1 pseudogene is annotated in these 565 nt (G+C 71.0%); it reads left to right on the top strand.

Going from position 1 to position 565, the window contains the following annotated elements:
* Positions 1–307: pseudogene (locus ABEA07_RS19350) on the top strand (hypothetical protein); the annotation flags it as partial.
* Positions 308–565: the final 258 nt, after the last annotated feature.

The raw sequence follows: 565 nt of genomic DNA, 5'->3' as shown, positions 1-565 counted from the left end.
GGCGGTGAAGAAGGTGGATGGCAAGCCCACGCCGGTCCTGCGGGTCCGCAACAGCGGCAATGCGCACGGACGGCTCGCGGGCCTTCTGAACGCCAAGGACACGGACGGCACCGCGCTCGAAGTGCAGGCATCCACCATGCCGATCATGCCGGGCGAGACACGCGACATCGCGCTGCAGGCGACCCGGCCCGGCGACCCGGAAACTGCGGTGGCCATCCGCTACCCGCTCAGCGTCAGCGGCAAGCTGGAGTGGGGCCGCAAGGGCTCGCTGGTCATCGAGCAGCGATTCGCTTCACCGTCACCATGAGGGGCAGACGCTCGCGTCACGCCCTCGGCGCGTGCTGGGCGGGCGCCGCCCTGGCCAGCGTGGTCGCTTGGGCGCAACCCACACAGCCCATGCAAACCGCTGAGCCCACGCAGGCCTACGTGGACCGCGTGCTCGACGACAGCCCTCAGCAGGCCGCGCAGGACGACGAGTCCACCGACGCCACCACCGGCTGGCCACGCGGCTGGAGCGTGGAAGCGCAGTCCGCCCACCAGCAAAGCGGCGCGCTGCGGCAGAACA

It is taken from the genome of Variovorax defluvii (genome assembly GCF_039541515.1).
GTDB lineage: Bacteria > Pseudomonadota > Gammaproteobacteria > Burkholderiales > Burkholderiaceae_C > Variovorax > Variovorax defluvii.
Note: the sequence above shows the minus strand (reverse complement) of the source record. Positions and strands in the feature narration are given on the sequence as shown.